This window comes from Haloferax sulfurifontis ATCC BAA-897, from assembly GCF_000337835.1.
Lineage (GTDB): Archaea > Halobacteriota > Halobacteria > Halobacteriales > Haloferacaceae > Haloferax > Haloferax denitrificans.
This window is the reverse complement of the sequence record NZ_AOLM01000017.1, coordinates 50,335-67,944: the sequence shown is the minus strand read 5'-3', so window position 1 is coordinate 67,944 and position 17,610 is coordinate 50,335. Positions and strand designations below refer to the sequence as shown.

The window sequence follows — 17,610 nt, the reverse complement described above, 5'->3', positions numbered from 1 at the left end:
GTCGGCTCCGGCTAGCGGCCGTCATCATCCGATTCGTCGTCTCCGGACTCGGCCGACGCGCCCCAGATGAAGGGGTCGTCGGCCTTCCGTTCGACCTCCGTCTCCTCGCCTTCGTCTTCGTCTTCGCTTTCGGGTTCGCTCTCACTCTCGCCTTCGTCTTCGCTTTCGCCTTCTCTCTCGCCTTCGTCTTCGTTTTCCGCGGTCGTCGGCTCGGCCTCCTCGACGAACTCGGGCGTTTCGCTCACGCCGGCCTCGTCGTCGGTGACCGCTCCCGAGTCCGACGCGTCGGCGTCGCGGTCCGGTTCCGCGGCGCGGATGCCGAGCGCGGCCTGTCGGGACTGCCGTCGCGCCTCGTGGCGCGCCGAGAGCGCCTCGCGGAGGCGGTCGTTCAGCGTCTCCCGAAGCTCCGCCGCGTCGGCGACTTCGATGTCGACGGCGGTCGCGTCGCCGCCGACGAGGGAGATGCTCCCCGCGGTGTCGGCCGTGACCGTCGAGACGCGCCAGCGGCGCTGGAAAATCGTCCGGCGCTCGATGACCGTCTGCACCCGGTAGTAGGGGACGACGCGCGTCTCGCGCTTCCAGAAGCCGTTTCGGGTGACGAAGTGGTCGTCGGCGAGCGCGTAGCCGCGGTGCCGCCACTGGAGCGCGCCGGCGACGACGGCCACCGGGACGAGCGCCAGCGGGACGAACCACGGAACCTCCTGCGGGAGGAACCGATTCGCGCCGTAGAGCGCGAGCGTCGCCGCGCCGAGGACCAGCGAGTAGCGGACGGCGTAGCGCCGGCGGATGCGCGTCGGCGGCCCCTCGAACGTCGGCAGTTCGACGCCTTCGAGGTCGGCGACGAGGCCGAGCACGCGGTCGCGGGTCGCGAGCGGGATGGCCGCCTCGGAGCCGCGACTGGCGCGGCCCGACCCGTTTGTCCCGTCGGAGCCGGGCGCGTAGCCCGCCGTCTCCACGAGGAGCGTCGCGTAGCCGAACCGGCGCTTCAGGGGGTTGTCCTCGACGGTGAGCGTCTGGAGCTTGTCGAGCGGAATCGACCCGTTGTAGCGCTGGAGGAGGCCGCGCTCGTACTGGAGTTCGTCGCCGACGCGGGTCAGCCGGAAGCCGTAGTAGTTCACCACCGCGGAGGCGAAGCCGGCGGCCCACGACACGAGCGCGACGAGGAGCACCAGCGCGACGATGCCGACCCCCGCGGCCGCGGCGCTCCCGGTGGGGAGCGGCACGTCCACGTACGACGCGACGATGGGGAAGACGGTGGAGCCGAACACGAAGACGAGCCCGGGGAGCCGGAGGTCGAACGACAGCGCGCCGACGATGGCCAGCTCGCGGGGCGTCAGTTCGAACAGCAGTTCCTGTTCGGGTTCGGGCGCGTCGCCGTCTGTGCCGCCGCGTTTCAGGCGGGCGACCTCCGACTGGATGCGGCGGGCCTCCTCGTAGCTGACGAAGCGGAGACTGCCCTCGGTCTCGCCGCCGCCCGCGGTTTCGAGGTTCACGGCGGCGATGCCGACCAGCCGCTGGGCGACGTTGCGGGAGATGTCGACGTTCTGGATGCGCCGGTAGGGAATCTCGCGGTTGCGCCGGGAGAACACGCCCGAGCGGATGTCCAGCGTGTCCGGCGTGAGTTCGTACTCGAACCGGCGGAAGTAGGCGAGTTCGTAGCCGGCGATGCCGAGCACGGCGACGCCGACGAGCGCGACGGCGCCGAGGCCGCCGAGGACGCCGCCGAAGGCGGTCCCGCCGGTAAAGGCGAAGAAGGCGAGCGCGAAGGCGATGCTGGCGCTCCGCTGGACCGCCCGGTAGGGGACCGAGAGCGGCGACAGCCGGGTCATACCGCGTCGTCGCCCTCGGACGCGATTGCGAGGCGCTTCAGCCGGTCTTGGAGGTCCTCTGCGCCCTCGGGGGTCAGCCCCGGAACCGACACGTCGGCGCCGCGGGAGCCGGCGGTGTAGACGACGGTCGAAGCGAGGCCGACGAGTCGTTCGAGCGGGCCGCGGGTCGAGTCGACGTGCTGGACCCGGACGAACGGGACCACGGTGTTGACCTTGGTGAGGACGCCGCGCTGGAGGTACAGCGAGTCGTCGCGGACCTCGTAGCCCCACGCCCGATACCGGAGGAGCGCGAAGCCGACGCCGACGACGAGGAAGACGACGCCGACCGCGACGGGGACGTACGTGGGTATCGAGACGGGCGCGAACAGCGTCGCCGCGGTCGCCACGCCGCCGGCGGCGAGCGCGAACACGACCGCTCGGGCGACCCAGAGAAGACGGATACGGGGGTGGAGGCGATTCACGGGAATCCCTCCGAGCGCGTGAACATCGTATACTCCGGCGTCTCCTCGAACGGGTAAATAACTGTGGCCGGGGCGAATCGGCTTACGGTGTCGCGGCGAGCCGGCGTTCGACCCGGCGGGTCGCGGTGTCGAGCGTCGCCCCGCCCTCCGCGAGCGTCGCGAGCACCGGGTACCGGACCGACAGCTCGGCGTAGAAGAACTCGGTCACGTCCGGCACCAGCGCCGAGAGCGCCCGCCGGTGGTGTGAAATCGTCTCCTGTCGCGCCGCGACGAGTGCTTCGAGTCGCTCGCGGAGCGCCGAAAGCTCCTCGTAGAGCCCCAACAGCGCGTCGAAGCCGCGTTCGGACAGCGGCGTCCGGTCGAGGTCGCGGAGCCGCCCGAGGAGCGCTTCGATATCGTCGCGCATCGACGCCACGGACTCGGCCTCCTCGTCGACGACTTCGATGAACTTCCCGCGCTCGTCCAGCGACGACGCGGCCGCCGCCGCGACCGTGCGCCGGAGCGCCGGCGAGAGGACGCTCGCCGACCGGAACGCGGTCGCCACGTCCGGGCCGAACTCGGCGGCGAGGCTCTCCCCGAAGTCGTCGCCGTACTCCTCGTCGTAGTGCGGGACGGACATCACGGTCCGCTCGTAGCTCCGGCGCAGTCCGGAGAGCGCGGCGTCGGTTCCGCCCCGCTGGCCCCGCTGGCGGACGAGCGTCGCGGTGGCGGGCGTCCGGGTCGGAGCCGACGCCGTCGCCTGCGACGCGGCGACCTCGCGGCGGAACGCCCGGAACGCCTCGCGTTCGTCAACACAGCGGCGACGCTCGGCGCGGAGTGCCTCGCGGGCGTCGGCGAGGCGGTCGAGGCTCACCGCCATCGAACCGCCCCCGGAACGTCCGAGCCGACGACCCGCCTCGGCGGCGTCCGCTCGTCGACCAGCGGGAGCGCCGACAGCTGTCCGCGGTCGGCGTGCGCGGCGATGCCCTGTCCGTGGGCGGCCCCGCTGGCGGCGAGGGTGTACGCCTCGGCCATGCCCTTCGGTCCCGCGAGCGGGACGAGTCGGACCGTCGTCCCGCGGCGGTCGATGTCGACTATGACGAACGACTGCGGAAACGAGCAGGTCGCCGGGGCGATGAGTTCGCGGACGCCGGCTCGCACCGCCGTCGCGGGCCAGTGGATGTGCCCGGAGAGAACGAGCGGCACGTCGTGACGCGCGAGCACCGCGGCCAGCTCGTCGGCGTTGCGGAGCTGGTAGAAGTCGGCGTCGGGGAACTGCCCGGTGTGGCGGCGGGGGTGGAAGACGTTGTGGTGGAGGACGACGACCGGGGTCGTCGCGTCAGCGAGGACGGCGTCGAGCCAGCGGAGTTGGGAGTCGGGAACGGCCCCCTCGTGGGTGTCGGTGAGGGCGAGGTCCGGCCCGCCGCTGGCGGAGTCGAGCCCGACGATATCGACGCCGCCGACCCGGCGGACGAACGGGAGGGAGCCGCCGGCGTAGCGCGCCGCGAACTCGGCCGGCGTCGGGGCGTCGTAGTCGTCCCAGCGCTTCGGCACGTCGTGGTTGCCGGGAACCGCGACCCGCGGTCCCGGCAGGTCGCGGAGGAGTTCGTCGACCACGTCGTACTCCTCGGGGCGGCCGTCGCGGGTCAGGTCGCCGAGGAGGACCGTCGCGTCGACGTCGAGGTCGGCGATGGTCGAGACGGCGGTCCGAAGCCGCGTCTCGCTCCGGTGGTAGGCTTTCCACGTGCCGGAGCCCGTCGGCGTGACGTGCGGGTCGGCGACGACCGCGAGCCGGGTCGGCGTCTCCGAGACCGGCCGGCCGAGGCGCGCGAGCACCGGACCGGGACCGCGCTCGGCCGAGTTCCCGACCGGCGACGTTCCGAGGGCCGGCGGGGCGTCCGGACTCATCGGTCGATGGTCCGCGTGAACGTCCCCAGCGCGGTCTCCCGGTGGACGCGTATCCGCCCGGTGTCGGGACACAACTCGATTCGAAGCGGCGACTCGGTGGCGCGCGTCTCGTCCCCGTGCATACACGTGGACTCACCCGGACCGAGCTGATAAACATATCGTACAGAATATATATTTTCGAACGTAGATATAGATATTCTACGGAGTCCTCGGGAGTCTGCGCCGGCGTCAGTTGAGGAGCAGGCCGGCGTCGACGAGGAGCAAGACGGCGACGAGCGCGGCACCGAGGTAGAACGGCGCGGCCTTCTCGGCGGGCGTGCGGACCTTCTTCTCGGCGAGGCCGTCTTTCGCGCGGGCGCGGCCGACTTCCACGAGGCCGGTCAGGACGAACCAGAGCGCGAGCATCCCGAGGACGAGGTGGCCGCGGCCGGAGCCGAACAGGCTGTCGACGGTGTAGCGCGTGCCGGCGAGGTGGCCGCCGGTCGCGAACATCACGAGCGAGGCCCCGCGGGACCACATCGTCAGCCGGGAGACGACCGATTCGAACGCGGCGGCGCGGATGTTCCCGGCGCGGGCGGTCGGCAACACGGCGAGCGCGAAAAAGAGGACGCTCCCCGTCCAGAGACCGCCGACGACGAGGTGGAGCGTTGCCATCACGGTGTCGATGAGTGCCATGTCCGTCGGGTTAGTTCAGCGATGCTTGAAGGTTTCACCTTCGGGCGGCCGAGGGAGGCGACCCAGCCGAACGCGTCGCGTTCGCGTGAGCCATCTCGCCCGGGGCGAACGATGTCAGCGGAGCACCCCGAAGCGAACGATGTCAGCGAAGCACCGCGGGCGGCTTCGCCGTCACGTCGAGGGCGGCCGCGTAGTGGAGTACCGGGTCGCCGCCGGGGTGGTCGAAGCCGCAGGCCTCGAACATCGTGTTCGCGCGAATCTCGGCCTCCACGTCCTGTATCGGCCACGGGTCGTGGTCGATGTCGCCGATGACGACGGGCCAGTCGTCCGTGTAAAAGCGGTAGTTCTCGACGAGGAACGCGTCGAGCGACCCGGGGTCGAGGGTTCGGACCTCGCCGGTCGGCCGGTAGGTCGCCTCGAACCGCGCTTCCGGCGTCTCGGCCGTCGCGGGCCGGTAGCTCTCGTAGTCGACCGCGCCGTCTCGCTCCTCGACCGAGATGGTCGCGTAGTGGTACGGGAGCCGGTAGCCCAGTCGGGCCATCGTCACGCCGAGGCGGTCGGCGGCGTCGAGGGTGAAAAAGTAGACGCCGCGGGGGCCGCCGTCGGCGGGTTCGACGTAGGTCCGGAGGTTCACCTCGGGGAACCCCAACCCGATTGGCGACCCGCGCGGGCGGATGTCCGTCATGTCGAACGAGACGACGCCGAGCCACGCCCGCCCGTCGCGGGTCGCCACCGTGAGCCGGTCGGGAAGTCGCGGCTCCACGAGTTCGGGAGCGACCGGCCAGTGGGCGAACAGCGTGTGCCGCCAGCGCATCGACAGGAGGTCCATAGCGACCGTTAGGACCGCCGACGGGTGTGGGTTTCGGCGGTCGCGGGCACCGCCCTCTGCGGTCGATTTCCCCCAGCGAAACGCACAGGTGTCTGGCGACGAACTGTCATCTATGGGACTCGAAAACGCCAGCGGCACGTTCGACATCGGCGGCGACCTCACGGTTCACCGACTCGGCTTCGGCGCGATGCGCATCACCGGCGACGACATCATCGGCGAGCCGGACGACGTGGAGAACGCGAAGAAGGTCCTCCACGAGTCGCTCGTCCACGGCGTCGACCTCATCGACACGGCGGACTCCTACGGCCCCGCCGTCTCCGAGCGCCTCATCGGCGAGGCGCTCGCGCCCTACCCGGACGACCTCGTGGTCGCCACGAAGGGCGGTCTGCTCCGCAACACCGACGGCGACTGGAAGCCCAACGGCGACCCCGACTACCTCCGGAACGCCGTCCTCGGAAGCCTCGACCGCCTCCGCGTGGACACCATCGACCTCTATCAGCTTCACCGCCCCGACCCGCACGTCTCCTTCGAGGACTCGGTCCACGCGCTCGCCGAGATGAAAGACGAGGGACTGATTCGGCACGTCGGCCTCTCGAACGTCTCGGTCGAACAGCTCGACGAGGCGCGCGACATCGTCGACATCGCCACGGTCCAGAACCGCTTCAACATCGGCGACCGCGAGTTCGAGGCGAGCCTCGACGCCTGCGAGGAGTACGGCATCGGCTTCATCCCGTGGTACCCGCTGGGCGCGGGCGACCTCGGCGACCGGGCCGACGCCGTCTCCGCGGTCGCGGCGAAACACGACGCGACGCCCCAGCAGATCGCCCTCGCGTGGCTCCTGTACCGCTCCGACGTGATGCTTCCCATCCCCGGCACGTCCAGCGTCTCGCACCTCCGCGACAACGTGGCGGCCTCGCACATCGACCTCGACGACGAGGACATGGACCGACTGGCCTGACGTGGAGTACACCGTCGTACAGGGCGACATCGCCGCCCAGTCGGCCGACGCGCTGGTGAACGCCGCGGGGACGAGCCTCCGGATGGGCTCCGGCGTCGCGGGCGCGCTCCGTCGCGGCGGCGGTCCCGAACTGAACGACGCGGCGATGGCGAAGGGGCCGATAGCCCTCGGCGCGGCCGCCGTCACCGACGCCTTCGACCTCGACGCCGAGGTCGTGATTCACGCCGCGGCGATGCCCCACTACGGCGACGGGCGGGCGACCGCCGAGAGCATCCGCGACGCCACGCGAAACGCCCTGCGGGCCGCGGACGACCGCGGCTGTGAGTCGCTCGTGATTCCGGCGCTCGGCTGTGGCGTCGCCGGGTTCGACCTCGCCGACGGCGCGCGACTCATCTGCGAGGAACTCGCGGCGTTCGAGCCGAGTTCGCTCCGCGACGTTCGGTTCATCGCCTACGCGGACGACGAGTTCGAGACGGTTTCGCGGGTCGCCGACGCGGTCGGGTCGGGGACCGGAAAATGACGGTGAGCGACGCGACCGACCCGGAGCTGTGTCCGGTCTGTTCGACGCCCTACGACTCGGTCTCGCTCCACGACCGCGGCCTGCTCGTCAATCTCCTCGACAACGAGCGCTACCGGCGCGTCTGCTTCGAGCCGGTCGAACGCGACGGGCGGCCGCACGTCCGGTTTTTCCACCACACCCACGAGCAGGTCGGCGCGGACGACTGACCGAGCGGGGCGGCGGCGACACGAGCGCGTCTGATTCGACGCGCCCCGCCTAACTCCACGGGCGTTCCGTGAACTCGCCGGCCTCGATTTCGCGCTCTATCTCGCGGAGCGTCGCGTCGTCGACGCTGACGAGGTGACAGAGCGGGTGGCCGGGCGCGGCGACGGGGTTCTGGAGGACGCCGGCGACGAGGCCGGTAAAGGGCGCAGAGACGCGCTTTTCTCTCGTCTTGAAGTGGTCCGAGATGGTGCAGATGGTGTCGCCCTCGTGGACGAGGGGCACGTCGCCGTACTGCATCTCGACGAGGCCGCCCACGTCGGCGCGGAGCCACGTCTTGTCGGTCGCGGAGTCGATGACGCGCGACCAGCCCGGCCAGCTGACCGCCTCGTCCGGGAGGACGCCGTACTCGGCGAGGACGCTCTCGACGCCGTCGAGCGCGCGGTCGACCATCGCCGGCTGGAAGCGGTGGGCGCGGCCCATCTCGACGGTGATGGTCGGAATCCCGTCGTTGGTGGCGACGGTGCGGAGCGAACTCGCCTCGGCCTCGCCCGAGAGGATGAGGTTCGCGCCGAACGACCGCGCGAGGCGTGCGACCTCGGGGCGGTTCATGTCGGCGCGGACGTGGTACATCGTCGTCCGGTTGCGCGTCGAGGTGTGGAAGTCGATGCCGAGGTCGCAGGGCTCGACGAACCGGCGGTAGATTTGGTTCGCCATGCGCTCGGCCGTGTTCGCGCCGTCGCGGCCGGGGAACGACCGGTTCAGGTCGAGGTCGTAGATGGGGATGTAGCGCTGTTGGGCGAGGTAGCCGGGGACGTTCGCCACGTGGATGCAGACGATGGTGCCGTGGATGTCCGCGGGGTTGTACCGGCTCGCGACCTCCTGCATCACCTTCACGCCGTTGAGCTCGTCGCCGTGGAGCGCCGCGGTCATGAAGACCGACGGCCCGCCCTGCTCGCCGTTGATGACCGTGACGGGTATCTCGACGGGGTCGCCGAGGTACGTCTCGCTGATTTCGTATCTGAGGTGTCGCACCTCGCCCGGCGGCACCTCCGAGTCGTACCTGAACGGTTCGGGGTTCATGAGACGGTCATCGGCGGCGACGGGTAAGAAGGTTGACCGGTGGCGACCGACCGCCGCGTCGATTTACGTCGCTCGCGCGCCACGTTTCTCTCATGGCGACTCCTCGGCTCGACGACCCGCTCGACATCGGCGGGCTCACGCTCCGAAACCGGCTCTACCGCGCGCCGGTCCTCGAATGCGCGGGCACCGGACCCGACGCGCCCGTGCGCCTCGCGGCGGAACTCGAACCCGCGGCGCGGGCCGGCGCGGGCCTCGTCTGTCAGGGCGCGACCATCGTCCGCGAGACGGGCGGCTGTGCCGCGCCGGGGATGACCCGCATCGCGGACCCCGAGTTCGCGGCGTCGCTGTCGGCGGTGACGGAGCGACTCCACGACCACGGCGCGGCCGTCGCGGTCCAGTTGGAGTACGGCGGCCTGCGGAGCATGGAGACGTGGCACGCCGCGTACCGACGGGACCACCCCGACCTGCGACAGCTCGCCGTCTCCCGGCCGCCGCGGCTCCTCAGACTGCTCGACGGCCTCGGCTTTCTCGACTACGACGCCCACGTCATGACGACCGAGGAGGTGTACGACCTCGCGGCGGACTTCGGCCGCTCCGCGGCGATGGCCGTCGACGCCGGCTACGACGTTGTCCACGTCGCCGGCGCGAACATGGGCGTCGTCCACCAGTTCCTCTCGCCGTTCTACAACCGCCGGGACGACGAGTTCGGCGACGGCGTCCGGTTTCTGGAGGTCGTCGCCGACGAGGTCCGCGGGCGGGCGGGCGACGTGCCGCTCATGACGAAAGCGCCGGCCGAGACGGCCGCGCCGCCCGGCGTCCGCCGACGCCTGACCGAGGCCGACGCGGTCGACATCTGCCGCCGCCTCGACGACGCCGGCTACGACGCGCTCGTCCCCGTCTCGGGGTCGGTGTTCTGGGACGCGAGCATCGTCCGGGGGTCGTTCCCGGCCCGCGCGTGGCGCGACGACCGCTACCGCGACGGCTACGCCGCGGCCTTCGGCGGCCCGCTCCGGGCGCGACTCGTCGAACTCGGCAACCGAATCGAAGCGGCGTGGTACGACTTCGACCCGGCGTGGAACGCCGACCTGTGCCGCCGCGTCCGCGACGCCGTCTCGGTGCCCGTGCTCTGCGAGGGCGGCATCCGCGAGCGCGGCCACATCGACCGACTGCTCGGCGACGCCTGCGACGCCGTCGGGATGGCCCGGCCGTTCTACGCCGAACCGGAGCTCCCGGCGCGACTGCTCGGCCGCGACGTGGCGGCCGACACGCGGGTCGTCTGCGAGAACTGCAACAACTGCGCGGTGCCGCAGGCGACGGGCGCGCCGGGCGTCTGTCGAACGCCCGCGGTGTTGGCCCGCGCGGGGGCCCTCAGAATGGAGGGCGCGTACGACACAGCCCCCGAATCGGCGGATAGCGACGAGCCCGACCCGGAGAGTTAATAAGGCTCTCGTCGGTGAGTCTGGGTAATGGCGCGCGACCGGTCCGCGATGGAGTCGGCCGAACTGACGGCGGTGCTCGACGCGCTCGACGACGCGGACGCCCGAGCCATCATCAGAGGACTCGAAGAACCCATGACGGCAAGCGAAATCTCAGACACGTGTGACATCCCGCTTTCGACGACGTACAGGAAGCTGGACCTGCTCACGGACGCGGCGCTCCTCGCCGAGGGGACCCAGATTCGCGCGGACGGCCACCACGCGACGACCTACGAGGTCGCCTTCGACGAGGTGCGAATCGCGCTCAACGAGGACCGCGACTTCGACGTCGCGGTCGGCCGCCCCGAGCAGACGCCCGACGAACGCCTCGCGGACATCTGGTCGCGGGTCCGGAGGGAGACCTGATGGGGCACCTCAGCGCCTCGCCGACGATAGCGACGATGATTATCGTCGTCAAGACGGGCATCCTCGTCCTCGGCGGGCTCATCACCTACTTCAGCTACAAGGCGTACCGGAACACCGGGGCGGCGTCGCTCCGCGCGCTCGCGCTCGGCTTCGGCGTCGTCACGCTCGGCGCGATGCTCGGCGGCGCGCTCGACGTGATTCTCAACGTCGACCTCGCCACCGGACTGCTCTTCGACTCGGTGTTGACGCTCGTCGGCTTCGCGGTCATCACCTACTCGCTGTACGTCGACTGACCGCGCTCGCCGACCCGTCTCCACGTTCCGAACCGCTTTCGAATCGTCCTGACTGCGGTCGTGCTCGCCACGTTCTCTCACCGCCGTTTTCGCCTTTTTCCCGTTGTTTCCCGTCGTTCCCCGTCGTTTCTCACCGGACTCTCGCCGTGAATCACAGCGTCGCTCCATTCAATGCACACTGTTACCACGTCTCTGTGATTGCAGACATTATTGCTCTAATTGTGCAAAACCGTTATTAGGACGCGGCCGGTATCGGTAGGTATGTCCGACGACGAACTGACCGACATCCGGAAGCAGAAACGCGAACAACTCGAATCCAAGCTCCGCGGAGACGGCGGAACTGCGGTGAAAGAAGCCGCGACTGGGCCGGCAGAACCCGTCCACGTCGACGGCGCGGACGAACTGGAAGACGCCGTCGCCTCGTACGACGTGGTGCTCGTTGACTTCTATGCGGACTGGTGCGGTCCGTGCAAGATGCTCGAACCCACCGTGAAGAAGCTCGCGGAGACCACCGACGCCGCGGTCGCCAAGGTCGACGTGGACGCGAACCAGGAGCTCGCCGCCCAGTACCAGGTCCGGGGCGTCCCGACGATGGTGCTTTTCGCCGGCGGCGAGGCGGTCGAACAGCTCGTCGGCGTCCGCGGCTACGACGACCTGAAGAACCTCGTCGAATCCCGGCTCGCGTAGGCGTTCTCCCTCCCCGGGACTCGGGGTCGATTTCTTGACGGTATCGTCCGACCATCGGGTATGCAACTCGTCGCCGAGCACATCGACATCGGAACCCGGTCTCCGACGGTCCTCCTGAACGAGAGCGACGCGGCCGAACTCGGGGTTCACGCCCTCGAACGCGTCCAACTGCGCCGGGACGGGCGGACGACTATCGGCATCGTGGAACTGACGGACGAACTCGTCTCCGAGGGGACCCTCGGGGTGACGCGCCGTCTCGACCACCTCGAAGGCGCAGTCGAGGTGTCGGTCGCGCCGCAACCGGACTCGGTGTACTACATCCGCAAGAAGCTCGACGACATCGAACTCGACGCGGACGAACTGTCCCGACTCGTCCGCGACATCTACGAGGAGCGCCTCGCCGACGTGGAACTCGGCGCGTTCGTCTCCGCGACCTACACGAACGGGCTGTCCATGGAGGAGACGATGCACCTCACGGAGTCGATGGCGGACATCGGCGAATCCATCGCGTGGGAAGAGCCGGTCATCGCCGACAAACACTCAATCGGCGGCGTCGCGGGCAACCGCGTCACGCCGATTCTCGTCCCCATCGTCGCCGCGGCGGGGCTGAAGATTCCGAAGACCTCCTCGCGGGCCGTCACCTCCGCGGCGGGCACCGCCGACACGATGGAGGTCCTCTGCGACGTGGAGTTCTCCGTGCCGGAGATACGCGACATCGTCGGGGAGACCGGCGGCTGTCTCGTCTGGGGCGGCGCGGTGAACCTCTCGCCGGTCGACGACCGCATCATCCGCGCCGAGACGCCGCTTTCTATCGACCCCAAGGGACAGCTCATCGCCTCGGTCCTCTCGAAGAAAAAGAGCGCCGGCTCGACCAACGTGGTCGTGGACATCCCCTACGGCGAGGGCGCGAAAGTCGAGAGCCTCGCGGAGGCGCGCGAACTCGCGGAGGACTTCAACCGCGTCGGCGGCCACCTCGGGATGGCCATCGAGTGCGCCATCACGAACGGGGCCGCGCCGGTCGGCCGCGGCGTCGGCCCCGTGCTCGAAGCCCGCGAGGTCCTCGCCACGCTCGCCGGCGGCGGCCCGAACGACCTCCGCATGAAGGCGATTCGCCTCGCCGACATGCTTTTCGAGTCCACCGGCGTCGACGCCGACGCCGCCGACATCCTCGACTCCGGGCGGGCCGAGGAGACCTTCCGCGAGATACTCGCCGCGCAGAACGGCGACCCCGACGTGGAGGCCGCGGACCTCTCGCCCGGCCGGCACACCGCCGCGGTCCGCGCCACCCGCGACGGCGTGGTCACGCACGTCAACAACCGCCTCGTCAACGAGGTCGCCCGCCGGGCCGGCGCGCCGCGAGACCCCGGCGCGGGCCTCGAACTCCACCGCCGCGTCGGCGAGATGTCCGCCAGCGGCGAGACGCTGTTTACGGTCCACGCCGAGTCCGAGGACAAACTCGCCGACGCGAAGGCGCTCACCGAGCGCGTCGAGACCGTCCGGGTCCGACACCCCGACGAGGCGCTTGTCGACCGGGTCTGAGAGCGTCGCCGCGGCGACCTTTTTCCATTCGACGCCCGTAGTTCCCGCATGGACGACCGCGTACACCCCGAGGTCCGGCGCACCGCGACGGAAATCGACACGATGGAGATTCGCGGCGCGGCGACCATCGCCGACGCGGCCGCGCGGGCGCTTCGGACGCAGGCCACGGAGAGCGACGCCGCCGACGCCGAGGCGTTCCGCGCCGAACTCCGCACGGCCGCGCGGGCGCTCTACGAGACGCGGCCGACCGCCGTGAGCCTCCCCAACGCCCTCCGGTACGTCCTCCGCGGCATGTCGAGTACGACCGTCGAGGGGCTCCGGCAGAACGTCGTCGAGTCGGCCGACGAGTTCCGCGCCCGCCTCGAACGGGCCCAGGCCGACCTCGGCGAGGTCGGCGCGAACCGCCTCCGCGACGGCGACACCATCATGACCCACTGCCACTCGACGGACGCGCTGGCGTGCGTCGAGGCGGCGGTCGAGCAGGGGAAACACATCGAGGCCGTCGTCAAGGAGACCCGACCCAGAAATCAGGGGCACATCACCGCGAAGCGACTCGACGAACTGGGCGTGCCCGTCACGCTCATCGTCGACTCGGCGGCGCGGCGTTACCTCAACGACGTGGACCACGTACTCGTCGGCGCGGACGCCGTCGCGGCCGACGGGAGCGTCGTCAACAAAATCGGGACGAGCGGCCTCGCGGTCAACGCCCGCGACCGGGGGACGCCCATCATGGTCGCCGCGCAGACGCTCAAGCTCCACCCGGGGACGATGACCGGCCACACCGTCGATATCGAGATGCGCGACACCGCAGAGGTCGTCGACGACGAGACGCTCGCGGAACTCGGCAACCCGACCGTCAAGAACCCCGCGTTCGACGTGACGCCGCCGCGCTACGTGGACGCCATCGTCACCGAGCGCGGGCAGTTCCCGCCCGAGAGCATCGTCATCCTGATGCGGGAGCTGTTCGGCGAGGGAACCAGCGAACCGTGGGCGGAGCCGTCCTCGCGGGTCGAACCGTAGGACGGTCCCAAACCGCCGTCGCGGGCCGAACCGTAGCCGGAGTCGTCGTCAGGGTCCGGACCGTCGTCGCGGACTGACCCGCGGTCACGGCCCGTCGACGAGGTCGCCCATGACTTTCATCTCCGCCTTTCGCAGGTGTTCCGCCGCGGTGCTCGTCGAGCAGTCGAGCCGGGCGGCCACGTCGGCGACCGCCCCCGTCCGCGGCTCGCGGTAGTAGCCGCAGTCGACGGCGGCCTCGACGGCCTCGCGCTGGCGGGGCGACAGCGACCCGGCGGAGACGCTCCCCGGACCCGTGTACTCCCGCACCCGCACGATTTCGAGGCCGCGGCCCTCGGGCATCTCCTCGACCGCCGACTGGAGGGCGTCGTCGGTGCCGACGAGCGTCACCGACACCGCGCCGTCGCCGTCGAAGACGACCGGCGGAACGACGATGAGGTCGCCCCGCGTGACGGCCGCCGTCTGTCTCGCGCCCGCCGCGTCGAGCCGCTCGTTCACCACGATGAAAAAGGAGTCGCCGGGGAGCTGTGAGACCTCGTACGACCGGATGCGCTCCGTCTCCGCGAGCGCCGCCTCGTAGGCCTCGATGTCGGAGCCGAACACCTCGAAGACGATGGTGTTCCTGTCGGTCACCGTCGGGTTCCAGTGGTGGAGTTCGGTCCGCTCGAACGCCTCGTGGTCGACGACGAACTCGTGCATCGGGTGCATCTGCTCGTCGTCGGGCGCGAATCGAAGCCTGACGGATTTCATGCCAGCGGGTTGATTCGACCGCGACATAAAAACTGACCGCACTCGTGAGGCAGAACGCCGAACCGACGGCCGGACGAACGAACGGGCGTCAGCCGCCATGTCACTCGAACGCCCGCGACAGACCCCCGAGTCCGACGACGACGACCCCGCCGCGCGCGCCGCCGACGACGCCGGTCCCCTCGACGCCGACGCGCTCCGGCGGGCGCTGGGGGACGCCGCCCTCGCCACCGAGGAGCACGTCCACGCGCCCGCGGTGCAGATTCGCCCCGACGCGGTGCAGTCGTCGCTTTCGGCCCTCCGCGACGGTCTCGGCCTCGACCACCTCTCGTGTGTGACCGCACAGGAGTACGAGGACCGCTACGAGTCCGTCTATCACCTGAAGTCGTACGACGACCCGACCCGAGAGGCGAGCGTCGTCGTCCCGACGCCCCGCTCGGACCCGGTGAGCGAGTCTGCCGCGCCGGTGTTTCGGACGGCCGAGTGGCACGAGCGGGAGGCGTACGACCTCGTCGGCGTCGGGTACGAGGACCACCCGGACCTGCGCCGCATCCTCCTGCCGGAGACGTGGCAGGGTCACCCGCTCGGGCTGGACTACGACCAGACGCGGCCCCAAGTCGTCCGGTACGACGAGAACGCGAACCCGCTCGCCGAAGACGGCCGCGCCGACACGAACACGATGCTCCTCAACATCGGGCCGCACCACCCGGCGACCCACGGCGTGATGCACCTGCAGGTCGCACTGGACGGCGAGTAGGTCGCCGACGTCGAGCCCGACATCGGCTACATCCACCGCTGTGAGGAGCAGATGTGCCAGCGGGGGACCTACCGACACCAGATTATGCCGTACCCCGACCGCTGGGACTGGGGCGGCGGCGGCCTCCTCAACGAGTGGGCCTACGCCCGCACCGCCGAGGCGCTGGCGGACATCGACGTGCCCGAGTACGCGCAGGTGCTCCGGACACTGGCGGCCGAACTGAGCCGCATCCTCTCGCATATGCTCGCGGTCGGCGCGTACGCCCTCGACGTCATCGGCGACTTCACGGCGACGTTTCAGTACGCGCTCCGGGACCGCGAACTCGTCCAGAACATCCTCGAAGACCTCACGGGCCAGCGGCTGATGTTCAACTACTTCCGGCTCGGCGGGGTCGTCTGGGACCTCCCCGACCCCCGCGAGGCGTTCTTCGAGAAGATTCGGCGCTTCGTCGACGACCTCCCCGAGAAACTGCGGGAGTACCGCGACCTCCTGACGGCGAACGAGATTCTGCAGGCCCGCACGGTCGACACCGGTATCCTCCCGCCCGAGGTGGCGAAGGACTACGGCGTGACGGGACCGGTCGCCCGCGGCTCCGGCATCGACTACGACCTCCGCCGCGACGACCCCTACGGCTACTACGACGAACTCGACTGGGCGGTCGCCGTCGAAGAGGACTGCGACAACTTCGCGCGCCTGCTCGTCCGCCTCCGCGAGGTCGAGGAGTCGGCCAACATCGTCGCCCAGTGCGTCGACCTGCTCGAAGGCTGGCCCGAGGACGAACGGACCGTCCAGTCGAACGTCCCGCGAACCATCAAACCGGACGACGACACCGAGGTGTACCGCGCCGTCGAGGCCGCGAAAGGGGAGTTGGGTATCTACATCCGCGCCGACGGCACCGACACCCCGGCGCGGTTCAAGATTCGCGGCCCCTCGTTTTCGAACCTGCAGGCGCTCCCCGAGATGGCCGAAGGCGAGTACATCCCGGACCTCATCGCGGCGCTCGGGAGCCTCGACACGATAATGGGAGAAGTAGACCGGTAGTCGTCGGCGAGACGACCGGGACCGGGCGTCGTTTCCGACTCAGTCGTCCGCCGACGGGACGGAGCTTCCCTCACCCGAGCCGTCGGCGACGGCCTGCGACCCCGCCGGCGGCGACCCGTCGGGGGTCGTGCCGGCCGCCGCGGGAGCGTCGCCGCCGCGGTCGCTTCCGCCGCCGTTTCCGACGTCGAACCGGCCGACGAGGTCGTTGAGCGACTGGGCGGACTCCGACACCTGCCGGATGTTCCGCGTGACCTCGTTTATGGCGGCGGTCTGCTCTTCGGTCGCCGCGGAGACCGTCGCCGTCTCCGAGGTGGTCTCCTCGCTCACGCTCGACACGTCGTCGACCATCGAGACGACCTCCTCGGTCGAGACGGCCTGATTCTCGGTCGCCTGCGAAATCTCCTCGACGCCGTGTTCGGCCTCCCGAATCGCCCCGGAGATGTGGTCGAACATCTCGATGGCGTCGCCGATGGTCTCGGAGCCGCTCTCGACGCTCTCCTGCATGGACTGCATGTCGTCGACCGTGTCGTCGGCGCGGTCGCGCACCTCGTCGATTTGGGCTTCCACCTCGTCGGTTGCCTGACTGGCCTCCTTGGCGAGCGCCTTGATTTCGTTGGCGACGACGGCGAAGCCCTCGCCGGCCTCGCCCGCGCGGGCGGCCTCGATGGAGGCATTGAGCGCGAGCAGGTCCGTCTGCTCCGCGATGTCGTTGATGAGCTGGACGATTTCGTTGATTTCGCCCACCTGCTCGCCGAGGGCTTCGACCCGCTCGACCGCCTCGTCGGCCTCGGTCTCGATGGTCGATATCTCGTCTGTCGCCTCCGCGGCGTGCTCGCGCCCCTCGTCGGCGAGCGACACGGCCTGGTTCGCCGACTGGACGACGCCGTCGGCGGAGGCGGCGACCTCCTCGATGGTCGCCGAGAGGTCGTTCATCTCGTTTGCGACCGTCTGGAGCCGCTCGGTCTGCTGTTCCGCGCCGTGGGCGATTTCCTCGACCGACCGCGCGGTCTCCTGGCTCGCGGACTCGATTTCCTTCGCGCTCGACACCGTCTCGTTGCTCACCGCCGCGAACTCGTCGGCGACGGACTGCACCTCGACGAAGCCGTCTTGGAGCTTCTGAATCCCGGTGTCGAGGTCGGACATGATGGCGCCGAACTCGCCGGGGAGGTCGGTCCGGAGGTTCTGGTCGAGGTTGCCGTCGCCGAGTTCCGTCCCGGCGGTTCGAAGCGCAGAGACCTGCCGTTG

Annotated in this window: 19 protein-coding genes and 1 pseudogene; 10 read left to right on the top strand and 10 right to left on the bottom strand. The window is 70.1% G+C overall.

What is annotated here, in order from left to right:
- Positions 1–11: 11 nt before the first annotated feature.
- From C441_RS08760 to C441_RS08735, 7 genes are all read right to left on the bottom strand, one after another.
- Positions 12–1,829, bottom strand: a complete 1,818-nt coding sequence (locus C441_RS08760; protein WP_007274781.1) for a PH domain-containing protein — start codon at positions 1,827–1,829, stop codon at positions 12–14.
- A complete protein-coding gene (locus tag C441_RS08755; protein WP_049920514.1) occupies positions 1,826–2,290 on the bottom strand; it encodes a PH domain-containing protein in 465 nt (154 codons plus the stop codon). The genes C441_RS08760 and C441_RS08755 overlap by 4 nt, the downstream gene beginning before the upstream one ends.
- A gap of 82 nt (positions 2,291–2,372) precedes the next feature.
- A complete protein-coding gene (locus C441_RS08750; RefSeq protein ID WP_007274779.1) occupies positions 2,373–3,149 on the bottom strand; it encodes a DUF7260 family protein in 777 nt (258 codons plus the stop codon).
- A complete protein-coding gene (locus C441_RS08745; protein WP_007274778.1) occupies positions 3,140–4,177 on the bottom strand; it encodes a metallophosphoesterase family protein in 1,038 nt (345 codons plus the stop codon). The genes C441_RS08750 and C441_RS08745 overlap by 10 nt, the downstream gene beginning before the upstream one ends.
- Complete coding sequence (locus tag C441_RS20510) at positions 4,174–4,299, bottom strand: hypothetical protein (RefSeq protein WP_004043988.1); 126 nt, start codon at positions 4,297–4,299, stop codon at positions 4,174–4,176. The genes C441_RS08745 and C441_RS20510 overlap by 4 nt, the downstream gene beginning before the upstream one ends.
- A gap of 106 nt (positions 4,300–4,405) precedes the next feature.
- Positions 4,406–4,852: a hypothetical protein gene (locus tag C441_RS08740; RefSeq protein WP_004972323.1), complete on the bottom strand. Its 447-nt coding sequence runs from the start codon at positions 4,850–4,852 to the stop codon at positions 4,406–4,408.
- Positions 4,853–4,994: 142 nt separating this feature from the next.
- A complete protein-coding gene (locus C441_RS08735; RefSeq protein ID WP_007274777.1) occupies positions 4,995–5,681 on the bottom strand; it encodes a YqjF family protein in 687 nt (228 codons plus the stop codon).
- Positions 5,682–5,793: 112 nt separating this feature from the next.
- Between C441_RS08735 and C441_RS08730 the strand changes: the two genes are divergently transcribed.
- The 3 genes from C441_RS08730 to C441_RS08720 are packed head-to-tail and all read left to right on the top strand — an operon-like array spanning position 5,794 to position 7,365.
- The gene (locus tag C441_RS08730; RefSeq protein WP_007274776.1) at positions 5,794–6,639 is read left to right on the top strand and encodes an aldo/keto reductase; all 846 of its coding nucleotides are present in this window, start codon (positions 5,794–5,796) and stop codon (positions 6,637–6,639) included.
- A gap of 1 nt (position 6,640) precedes the next feature.
- Positions 6,641–7,159 carry a macro domain-containing protein gene (locus C441_RS08725; protein ID WP_007274775.1) on the top strand — a complete coding sequence of 173 codons (519 nt, stop codon included), beginning with the start codon at positions 6,641–6,643 and terminating at the stop codon, positions 7,157–7,159.
- Positions 7,156–7,365 (top strand): hypothetical protein, encoded by a 210-nt coding sequence (locus C441_RS08720; RefSeq protein WP_007274774.1) that lies wholly within the window; start codon positions 7,156–7,158, stop codon positions 7,363–7,365. The genes C441_RS08725 and C441_RS08720 overlap by 4 nt, the downstream gene beginning before the upstream one ends.
- A gap of 49 nt (positions 7,366–7,414) precedes the next feature.
- Here C441_RS08720 and C441_RS08715 read toward each other — a convergent pair whose 3' ends face one another.
- The gene (locus C441_RS08715; protein ID WP_007274773.1) at positions 7,415–8,443 is read right to left on the bottom strand and encodes a succinylglutamate desuccinylase/aspartoacylase family protein; all 1,029 of its coding nucleotides are present in this window, start codon (positions 8,441–8,443) and stop codon (positions 7,415–7,417) included.
- A 92-nt stretch (positions 8,444–8,535) separates the two neighbouring features.
- Between C441_RS08715 and C441_RS08710 the strand changes: the two genes are divergently transcribed.
- The 6 genes from C441_RS08710 (at position 8,536) to C441_RS08685 (ending at position 13,823) form a co-directional block, all read left to right on the top strand.
- Positions 8,536–9,882 (top strand): oxidoreductase, encoded by a 1,347-nt coding sequence (locus C441_RS08710; RefSeq protein ID WP_007274772.1) that lies wholly within the window; start codon positions 8,536–8,538, stop codon positions 9,880–9,882.
- Between the two features lie 27 nt (positions 9,883–9,909).
- On the top strand, positions 9,910–10,284 hold the full coding sequence (locus C441_RS08705) for a helix-turn-helix domain-containing protein (RefSeq protein WP_004971053.1): 375 nt from the start codon (positions 9,910–9,912) through the stop codon (positions 10,282–10,284).
- On the top strand, positions 10,284–10,577 hold the full coding sequence (locus C441_RS08700; RefSeq protein WP_049920513.1) for a DUF7521 family protein: 294 nt from the start codon (positions 10,284–10,286) through the stop codon (positions 10,575–10,577). The genes C441_RS08705 and C441_RS08700 overlap by 1 nt, the downstream gene beginning before the upstream one ends.
- Positions 10,578–10,838: 261 nt before the next feature.
- A complete protein-coding gene (gene trxA / locus C441_RS08695; protein WP_007274770.1) occupies positions 10,839–11,264 on the top strand; it encodes a thioredoxin in 426 nt (141 codons plus the stop codon).
- 60 nt (positions 11,265–11,324) lie between these two features.
- Positions 11,325–12,803 carry an AMP phosphorylase gene (locus C441_RS08690; protein ID WP_007274769.1) on the top strand — a complete coding sequence of 493 codons (1,479 nt, stop codon included), beginning with the start codon at positions 11,325–11,327 and terminating at the stop codon, positions 12,801–12,803.
- Between the two features lie 48 nt (positions 12,804–12,851).
- Entirely contained in the window at positions 12,852–13,823 is a 972-nt protein-coding gene (locus C441_RS08685) for a ribose 1,5-bisphosphate isomerase (RefSeq protein WP_007274768.1), read from the top strand.
- A gap of 84 nt (positions 13,824–13,907) precedes the next feature.
- Here the strand turns inward: C441_RS08685 and C441_RS08680 are convergent, their stop codons facing one another.
- Positions 13,908–14,570, bottom strand: a complete 663-nt coding sequence (locus C441_RS08680; protein ID WP_007274767.1) for a helix-turn-helix domain-containing protein — start codon at positions 14,568–14,570, stop codon at positions 13,908–13,910.
- A 97-nt stretch (positions 14,571–14,667) separates the two neighbouring features.
- On the opposite strand from C441_RS08680, the pseudogene C441_RS08675 reads away from it, so the two are divergent.
- A pseudogene (locus C441_RS08675) lies at positions 14,668–16,365 on the top strand (NADH-quinone oxidoreductase subunit D).
- Between the two features lie 39 nt (positions 16,366–16,404).
- On the opposite strand, the gene C441_RS20685 reads toward C441_RS08675, so the two are convergent.
- On the bottom strand, positions 16,405–17,508 hold the full coding sequence (locus C441_RS20685) for a methyl-accepting chemotaxis protein (protein ID WP_394295365.1): 1,104 nt from the start codon (positions 17,506–17,508) through the stop codon (positions 16,405–16,407).
- Between the last annotated feature and the right edge of the window lie 102 nt (positions 17,509–17,610).